The organism is Modicisalibacter sp. 'Wilcox', assembly GCF_010993675.1.
GTDB classification, from domain to species: domain Bacteria; phylum Pseudomonadota; class Gammaproteobacteria; order Pseudomonadales; family Halomonadaceae; genus Modicisalibacter; species Modicisalibacter tunisiensis.
This window is the reverse complement of record NZ_WNXF01000020.1, coordinates 39,182-47,341: the sequence shown is the minus strand read 5'-3', so window position 1 is coordinate 47,341 and position 8,160 is coordinate 39,182. Positions and strand designations below refer to the sequence as shown.

8 protein-coding genes and 1 pseudogene are annotated in these 8,160 nt (G+C 66.2%); 1 reads left to right on the top strand and 8 read right to left on the bottom strand.

Annotated features, from left to right (window positions below):
- A partial coding sequence (locus tag G7A98_RS16760) for a helix-turn-helix domain-containing protein (protein ID WP_240464764.1) occupies window positions 1-146 on the bottom strand: 146 nt, incomplete at its 3' end.
- Window positions 147-386: 240 nt separating this feature from the next.
- Window positions 387-1,096 (bottom strand): annotated as a pseudogene (locus tag G7A98_RS15440) (IS5 family transposase); the annotation flags it as partial.
- On the opposite strand from G7A98_RS15440, the gene G7A98_RS15435 reads away from it, so the two are divergent.
- A complete protein-coding gene (locus G7A98_RS15435) occupies window positions 1,015-2,148 on the top strand; it encodes a YjbH domain-containing protein (protein WP_163650578.1) in 1,134 nt (377 codons plus the stop codon). The pseudogene G7A98_RS15440 and the gene G7A98_RS15435 overlap by 82 nt on opposite strands.
- A 72-nt stretch (window positions 2,149-2,220) precedes the next feature.
- Here the strand turns inward: G7A98_RS15435 and G7A98_RS15430 are convergent, their stop codons facing one another.
- From G7A98_RS15430 to G7A98_RS15405, 6 genes are all read right to left on the bottom strand, one after another.
- The gene (locus G7A98_RS15430) at window positions 2,221-2,985 is read right to left on the bottom strand and encodes an HpcH/HpaI aldolase/citrate lyase family protein (protein ID WP_163650572.1); all 765 of its coding nucleotides are present in this window, start codon (window positions 2,983-2,985) and stop codon (window positions 2,221-2,223) included.
- Window positions 2,986-3,152: 167 nt separating this feature from the next.
- Entirely contained in the window at window positions 3,153-4,157 is a 1,005-nt protein-coding gene (locus G7A98_RS15425; protein ID WP_163650571.1) for an Ldh family oxidoreductase, read from the bottom strand.
- Window positions 4,154-5,083 carry a hydroxyacid dehydrogenase gene (locus G7A98_RS15420; RefSeq protein WP_163650570.1) on the bottom strand — a complete coding sequence of 310 codons (930 nt, stop codon included), beginning with the start codon at window positions 5,081-5,083 and terminating at the stop codon, window positions 4,154-4,156. Before G7A98_RS15420 ends, G7A98_RS15425 begins: the two co-directional genes overlap by 4 nt.
- A gap of 17 nt (window positions 5,084-5,100) precedes the next feature.
- A complete protein-coding gene (locus tag G7A98_RS15415) occupies window positions 5,101-5,583 on the bottom strand; it encodes a tripartite tricarboxylate transporter TctB family protein (RefSeq protein ID WP_163650569.1) in 483 nt (160 codons plus the stop codon).
- Window positions 5,573-7,084 carry a tripartite tricarboxylate transporter permease gene (locus tag G7A98_RS15410; RefSeq protein WP_163650568.1) on the bottom strand — a complete coding sequence of 504 codons (1,512 nt, stop codon included), beginning with the start codon at window positions 7,082-7,084 and terminating at the stop codon, window positions 5,573-5,575. The genes G7A98_RS15415 and G7A98_RS15410 overlap by 11 nt, the downstream gene beginning before the upstream one ends.
- 58 nt (window positions 7,085-7,142) lie before the next feature.
- On the bottom strand, window positions 7,143-8,126 hold the full coding sequence (locus G7A98_RS15405; protein ID WP_163650567.1) for a tripartite tricarboxylate transporter substrate binding protein: 984 nt from the start codon (window positions 8,124-8,126) through the stop codon (window positions 7,143-7,145).
- Window positions 8,127-8,160: the final 34 nt, after the last annotated feature.

Below are 8,160 nucleotides of genomic sequence, written 5' to 3'. Positions count from 1 at the left end.
TCACGGTACCGCCAGCGCCGGATCGTCGCGGGGGAGACGCCATACTGGCGAGCCAGCTCGCTATCCGTGATGCTGGACGGTGCCGCCTGGATTTCAGCACGGACCTTCGGTGTCGTGGTGGCCTGCTTATGCAGCTTGATGTCCATGAACCTGCTCCCGAATGAATTGCTGTAGAAGCTCTCTGGCTGCCAGCAGAGAATAACTCCTATAACTCATTTGATCATCCGGGCCCCTACATTTATGCGCTCGTGATCAAAACCGGGCAGCCATGTAAAACGCCCAGCGAGCTGGGCGTTTTACGGAAAAGGCGAGAAAATATTAGATTTTATATATACAGATCATTTCGGTAACAATGTTTCAGTTACCCAACCTATTAAGAGCGCCTTTCAAAACCTGCCTTGAAGCTTGTTCAGATAGACCAAGGAACAGCCCAGCAGCGTAAAGGCATAATGGATATCGACTCGTCGCTCATAGCGCGTGGTGAGTCGCCTCATCCGGCCCAGCCAGGCAAAGGTTCGTTCGACAACCCAGCGATGGCAGCCGAGTCGCTGACTATCCTCGACACCTCGACGAGCAATACGGGGCTGAATGCCACGTCGCCGACAGGCTCGGCGGCAACGGCGATGATCGCACGCCTTGTCCGCATGGAGTTTGTCGGGACGACGGCGAGGCCGTCCCGGTCGCCCCGACGAAATCGGTGGAACGCTATCGAACAGAGCCGTTAATGGCACACTATCGTTCATGTTGGCTCCCGAAAGCAGGACAGCCAACGGGACTCCCTGACGATCGGTCAGGAGGTGCCGCTTGGTGCCCGGTCTTCCTCGGTCTGTCGGGTTGGGGCCGATCGATGAGCCCCCTTTTTTGCCGGTAAGGAGGCACTGTCCATACAGGCTCGCTCCCAATCCAGTTGATCCGCATGCTGCAAGTGTTCCAGCAGCGTCTGATGCAAGCGTTCCCAGACGCCCGCTTCCTGCCAGTCACGCAGGCGCCGCCAACAGGTCACGCCGGAACCGCATCCCATCTCTTGAGGCAACATCTCCCAAGGGATACCCGAGCGCAGGACGAATAGGATGCCTGTCAGGGCTGCACGATTGGAAACTATCGGCGGACGTCGATACCTTCCGCTACCGCTGGCAGTCCCGCGGCCTGGGGCTGCGGGAGGATATCCAGCCACGTCGTGCCTTTCTCGCCGCCAGCCGGTCGGCGGCCCACGATGCGATCTATCGCCACAGCCTTTACGCCACCGCCCTGACCCGGCCCGACGCCACGCCGCCTCGCGGCGAAGTGCTCCACGAATCCTCGTTGCGCGACTTTTCCTGGGCCCTGTCGCCGGGGCTCAACCAGAACCTCGGTGGGCCGGACGGCTATCTGTATCAGCTCTATGCGCGCCTGGATGCCGAATACCGCACCGACACCAACGGCTGGTTATCCGGCGAAATCGGCGTCAACCTGGCCGACAACCTCGACAATTACACCTACATCGCCGACTCCGAGCTGCCCCGCGTGCGCACGCACATCGGTGACTACCTGGCCGGCAGCCGTGTCGGCATCCACACTCTCCAGTACACCCGCACCACGCATTTCGCCCGCAACTGGTACGCGATGGGCTATGGCGGCCTGCTGGAGATGATGTATGCCGGTGCCGGCGGCGAGGTGCTCTATCGCCCGTTCAACAGCCCGCTGGCCCTGGGCGCCGACCTCAACTGGGTCCGGCAGCGTGATTTCGACCAGCGCTTCGACCTGCGCGATTACAGCACCTGGACCGGCCACGCCACCGCCTACCTGCAGACCGGCGTCGGGGACGTGCTCGCCAAGCTCAGCGTGGGTCGCTATCTCGCCGGAGATCTCGGGACCACGCTCGACCTGTCGCGCCGGTTCGCCAACGGCGTGAACGTGGGCGCCTGGGTGACCCTGACCGATGCCGGCAACGCCTATGGCGAAGGAGATTTCGACAAGGGTGTCTACATCAGCATCCCGCTCGATGCGTTCTTCGTCGAATCCAGCCGCGGTTACTCGACCATTGCCTGGCAGCCACTGACCCGGGACGGTGGCGCGCGTCTCGCCCGGCGCTACTCCCTCTACGGCCTGACGCAGGAGCGCGACATGGGCAGCTACTGGGAAGACGCCAGGACGATCATGGAGCCGTAGCGAAACCTCGCTCGTCCATGGCCGCCGGTCAGCCGCGAGCCCGCACGTCATGGACGACCGGCAAGCGCCTCCTCAGCGGTAACGCCGGGCCAGTTCGCGCATCGCCCCGGCCAGCAGCAGGGCATCGACGCCCACGCCGACGAAGGTGCAGCCGGCGTCCCGCCAGGCCCGGGCCTGGGCGTCATCCAGCGTGATGATGCCGGCGGCCTTGCCGGCGTCGCGAATGCGCCGGATGGCGTCGTCGATGGCCCGCGTGACGGCCGGGTGGTCCGGCTGCCCCGGGTAGCCCATGGCGGCGGAGAGATCCGCCGGGCCGATGAACAGGCCATCCACGCCCTCCACGGCGGCGATGGCCTCGATATTGTCCAGTGCCGCCGGGCTCTCGACCTGCAGGATCAGGCAGACCTCGTCATCGGCCCGGGCAACATAGTCCTCGATCTCGCCCCAGCGCGAGGCCCGCGCCAGCACGCTGCCGACCCCGCGAATGCCCGCGGGCGGATAGCGCGTCGCGGCGACCAGCCGCGCGGCCTGCTCGGCATCCTCGACCATGGGGATCAGGAAGTTCTGCACCCCGATGTCCAGATACTGCTTGAGCAGGACCGGGTCACCGGTCGGCGGGCGCACGACCGGGTGACTCGCATGCGCGGCCATGACCTGCAACTGCCCCAGCAGGCTCTGCAGATCGTTCGGCGCGTGCTCGCCATCGAGCAGCAGCCAGTCGAAGCCGGCCGTGGCCGCCATGTCCGCCACATAAGGGCTCGCCAGCCCCAGCCAGATCCCGTGAAGCACGTCGCCGGCGCTAAGCCGGCGCTTGAAGTCATTTTCGCCCATTTGCATCGTTCATCTCTCCCCATCCCGGATTTCCCGACGTGACGGCGTCAATGACCGTCACGTCACACAACCTGTCATGCAAGCATACACAAGACGTTCGGAATGGCGAGAGCGAACAGCCGATGCTTCAGGCGTTCAGGCAGAGGGCCGATGACGCCGCCCTGCCGCCGAACTCAATCGGCCGGCGTTCCACAATAGGCCCTGAGCTCCTCGACGAGTGCCGCGGGGAGTTCGATGCGCTCGGCATGACGCGCACGCGTGGCATAGCGACGAGCGCCCGGCAGGCGCACGCCATCCTGCTCGAGCATCGCCGTCAGCAGGGTCTCGACATGGGCCGTGTAACCTTCGCCGAAATGCGCCGGATCGAAGGCCAGGATCAGGTGGCCGACCCCGGGCGGCTCCCCTTCGGCTTCGAAGAAGGAAGACGCCTGGAAGCCGAAGTGGCTGCCGGTGAGCCCGGCGGTCAGCAGCTCCACCATCAGTGCCAGCGCTGCGCCCTTGGCATCCCCCGCGGGCACCATGCTGCCGGCGATGGCGGCATCGGGGTCGGTGGTGGGCCGGCCCTCGGTATCGAGCGCCCAGCCCTCGGGAATCGACTCCCCCGCCTTCTTCGCCAACATCACCTTGCCCCGGGCGACCTTCGACAGCGAGAGATCGATCACCAGCGGGTCGGCCTCCGCCCGCGGCGTGGCGAAGGCGATCGGGTTGGTGCCATACAGCGGCCGCTTGCCGCCCCAGGGGGCCATCGCCGAGGGCGCATTGCTGAAGGCCAGCGCCACCAGCCCTTCCCGCGCCAGTTGCTCGACCGGCGCTCCGGCAACACCGAAGTGATGGGACTGGGCGATGGCCACCGCGACCATGCCCAGCTCGCGGGCCAGCGGGATCGCCCGTTCGACGCCGCGGGCGATCGCCGGGAACGCCAGGCCGTGCCGGGCATCGACCCGAATCACCGAGCCCTTGACGTCGACCCGGGCGCGGGCATCGGCGACCACCTTGCCGCTGCGCGCCTGGGCCAGGTAGAACGGCAGGCGCGACAGCCCGTGAGACGGCAGGCCGTCGCGTTCGGCGTCCAGCAGGGCGCGCGCGCAGACACCGGCCTCCCACTCGGGAACACCGACGGCCAGCAGCGCATCGTGTGCCAGAGCCTGCGCCTCGTCCAGCGTCAGTTGCGTCTTCATGCGGGGACTCCCAGCGCGCGGCGCACGTTGTCGATGGTGATCCAGCTGATGCGGGTGTTGGACTCGTGGGTGACCCCGGCGATGTGCGGCGTGGCGATCAGCCCCTCGACCCCGGCCAGCACCGAGCCTGCAGCAAGCGGCTCGTTCTCGAAGACGTCGAGCATCGCCCCGCCCAGGTGGCCTTCGCTCAGGCTGGCCGCCAGGGCCGCCTCATCGACGATGCCGCCACGGGCCGTGTTGATCAGTACGCTGCCGGCTTTCATCCTCGCCAGCGCCGCGGCGTCGATCAGGTGTCGCGTGCCTTCGGTCAGCGGTACATGCAGGCTGACGGCATCCGCCTTCTCCAGCAGCGTCTCGAGTTGCTCGACGCGCCCGACCGTCGCCCAGGCGGCATCGTCCTCGGCCACGAAGGGGTCGAAGGCCATCACCTGCAGCCCCAGATACTGGGCACGCCGCGCCAGATCCCGGGCAATGCCACCGAAGCCCACCAGCCCCAGCACGGCACCCTGGGTTTCATGTCCCATCAGCGCCTGACGCGGCCATTCACCGTCGAGAACCCGCGGTGTCGACAGATAGGCCCCGCGACGCAGCATGAAGATACCGGTCAGCACGTACTCGGCGACCGACACGGTATTGCCGCCGGTCGCCGGCAGTACCTCGATGCCCCGCTCGCGACAGCTATCGAGATCGATGTTGTCCAGCCCGACCCCCAGCCGCCCCACGGCTGTCAGGTCGGGGAACCGATCGAGCAGTTCACGATCGACACGAGTGCGATTGCGCACGATCAGCGCCTTCACACCCTGCCCCAGCCCCAGCAGACGCTCGCGTTCCTCCACCAGCGTCGGGTCGAAGGTGACCTCGCAATCCTTCGCCAGGGCCGCGACGGCCGCCTCGTCCATGAACTCACTGATCAACACATCCGTCATGCCGTTTTCCTCGTTAATCACAATTGACGCCACAGCAGGCCCACCGGCAGCGGCACGTTCAGCACCACGGCGAACAGGGTGTAGAAAGCGCCGATAATGGCCGCCAGGGCGATGGCGTAGCCCCCGACGCGTCGCGGCGTCCAGGCGTGGTAATGCGCCAGCACGGCCAGCGCCGCGGCGCTGATCAGGCTCGCCGCCAGAAAGCCCAGCCACTTGAGCGCGAAGCTCCAGACCAGCATCACCGCGATCAGCCCCAGGCGCCGGCCGACGCTGCCCGGCTCGGGCCGCGCACGCCGCGGATGGACCACGAAGCTCTTGATCAGCAACGCCGCGCTGAAGACCAGCAGCAGCGTGGCGATGGTGCGCGGGAAGACGCTGGCCATGATCGACATGTCCCGGCTGAAGACGATCGCCCCGGTAGCGATGACGATCATCACCACGGCCAGCACGCGATCCGACGGACGGGCGTCGAGCGTCGACGTTTCGTGGTCAGTGGCCATTGGCGGTCTCCTTGGGTGAACGGGTGCGCCAGGCGCGCCACAGCGGGAAGAGCACCGAGAGCAGCACCAGCGCGATGATCGCCAACGACAGCGGCCGACCGAAGAAGGCGCCCATCACCGAGCCGGAGGCATTGCCCATCAGGTAGCCCTGGACGAAGCCCTGCTCGGCGATCGGTCCCAGGATCAGCCCCAGCACGATCGGCGACGGCTTCACGCCGTAGCGCGACAGCACCCAGCCGACCACGCCCAGCACCACCATCACCACCACGTCGAAGGGATTGTTGCGGATGGCGTAGGTGCCGATGATGGTCATGAAGGCGATGCTCGGCACCAGCAGTGCCTTGGGGATGCTGACGATCGACTTGAAGGCATAACGGCCGATCAGCAGCCCGATGGGCAGCATCAGCAACGTGGCGATGAACAGCCCGCCGATGAAGGTGTAGGTGACGCCGACATTGGTGGTGAACATCTCCGGCCCGGTGCGGAATCCCTGGACCAGCAGCGCACCCAGGATCACCGCGTCGGGCGGTGTGCCCGGAATGCCCAGCACGAAGGTAGGGATGAAACCGCCGCCGACGGTGGCATTGTTGGCGGTCTCGGTGGCGATCACGCCGTCCGGCTCGCCCTTGCCGAACTGGTCACTGCGCGGCGAGGTGCGCCGGGCCTCGGAATAGGACACCAGGCTGGCAATCGAGCCGCCGGCCCCCGGCAGGATCGCCACGGCGGTGCCGATGATCGCGCTGCGCAGGGCATTGAACTTGCCCCGCCACATCAGCGAGAGCCCCTCGCCGAAGCGGATGCCGCGCCCCTCCTCGGGCGGCTCCAGGTGAGCGCTGGGTGTGGCCACCAGGTCGATCAGTACCGGGATGCAGTACAGACCGATCAGCGCCGAGATGGTCTCCACGCCGCCCAGCAGGAACTGCGAACCGAAAGCATAGCGGATGTCGGCACCGATCACCGACACCCCCACCGTGGACAGCAGCAGTCCCAGCCCGGCGCCGATGAAGCCCTTGAGGGTCGAGCCCTCGGATAGCGCCGAGATCAGGGTCAGGCCGAAGATGGCCAGCCAGAAGTATTCCACCGGCCCGAACTTCAGGGCGATCTGGGCCAGCAGCGGCGCCAGGGTCAGCAGCGCCACCGCCCCCACCAGCCCGCCGATCATCGACGACAGGGTGGACAACGTGACCGCCAGATCGCCGTCGCCGCGCTTGGCCATGGGAAAGCCGTCGAAGGTGGTGGCGATCGCCGACGGGGTCCCCGGCGTGTTGACCAGGATCGCCGCGTAGGAGCCGCCGTAGATGGCCCCGGTGTAGATCGCCCCCAGCATGATCAGTGCCGCCTCGGGCGGCATGCCGAAGGTCACCGGCACCAGTACCGCCACTGCCATGGTCGCCGACAGCCCGGGCAGGGCCCCGATGAGGATGCCGGCGGCGACCCCCACGATGGCCAGCATCAGGTTGACCGGGGACAGGGCGGCGGCCATGAAACTCAGGGTATCCATGCACTACCTCCATACCGAACGGGCCCCGCCAAGCGGGGCCCGAGGGATGCCGATCAGCTCACTTGATGATGCCCATCTCGCGCGCGACCTTCTCGTACTCGGCGCGACGCTTGGCCATGAAGTCATCCATCTGGTCGTACGGCACGTCGATCAGCACGAAGCCCAGGTCTTCCATCTTCTGGCGGAACTCGGGATTCTGGTTGATCTTGCCGAAGATCTCGGAGAGCTTCTTCGTCACGTCGTCCGGCGTGCTCTTGGGCACCGCCATGCCGCGGTAGGCGCCGCCGGTCATGTCATAGCCGAGCTCCTTGAAGGTCGGCACGTCCGGAAACAGCGGATGACGCTCGTCGGCGGCCACCGCCAGCATGCGCACCTTGTCCTTGTGGTTGGCCGCGGTGGTGGTGTAGCCCCATTCGGCCTGCACCTGGCCGCCAAGCAGCGCCGTGACCGCCGCCCCGGTGCCCTTGAAGGGGATGTAGGTGGTCTTGACGTCGGCCATGGACTCGAAGCGCCGATTGGCGATGTCGTTGGCCGACTGGGTCCCGCTGCCCGAGACGGTGACGCTGCCCGGCGCCTTCTTGGCGGCGGCGATCAGGTCATCCAGGGTCTTGTAGGGACTGTCCTTCTTGACGATCAGCGCGTCCGGCGAATAGTGGAAGTAGAAGAAGTTCTTCAGGTCCTCGGTCTTGAAGCCCGGATCCTTGCCCATCGGCTTGAGGATGATGTGCGGCAGGTTGGTGCCCATGATGGTATAGCCGTCGCCATCCATCTCGTTGAGCTGCGACCAGCCGACCGCGCCCCCGCCACCGGCCATGTACTGGATGATCAGCTGCTGGCCGGTGATGTCCTGGAAGTACTTCTGCTGCAGGCGGGCGCTGATGTCCGACTCGCCGCCCGGGCCGAAGGGGATGATGTACTGGATGTTGTGATCGGGAAAGGAGCCCGCATCGGCGGCCATGGCAGGGCCGGCGATGGCGGCGGCGCTGAGCAGCCCGCCCATGAGGGCACCCAGTTTCCAGGTCTTGAAGCGTGTCTGGCGCATGTTTCGGTCTCCGATTCGGTTTGTTGCTGTTGTT

Bases quoted from the DNA above. Each gene is read 5' to 3' on its own strand.
- G7A98_RS15420 (WP_163650570.1), bottom strand. From the start codon at position 5,083: ATGACGGATGTGTTGATCAGTGAGTTCATGGACGAGGCGGCCGTCGCG.
- G7A98_RS15430 (WP_163650572.1), bottom strand. From the start codon at position 2,985: ATGCAAATGGGCGAAAATGACTTCAAGCGCCGGCTTAGCGCCGGCGAC.
- G7A98_RS15425 (WP_163650571.1), bottom strand. From the start codon at position 4,157: ATGAAGACGCAACTGACGCTGGACGAGGCGCAGGCTCTGGCACACGAT.
- G7A98_RS15405 (WP_163650567.1), bottom strand. From the start codon at position 8,126: ATGCGCCAGACACGCTTCAAGACCTGGAAACTGGGTGCCCTCATGGGC.
- G7A98_RS15415 (WP_163650569.1), bottom strand. From the start codon at position 5,583: ATGGCCACTGACCACGAAACGTCGACGCTCGACGCCCGTCCGTCGGAT.
- G7A98_RS15410 (WP_163650568.1), bottom strand. From the start codon at position 7,084: ATGGATACCCTGAGTTTCATGGCCGCCGCCCTGTCCCCGGTCAACCTG.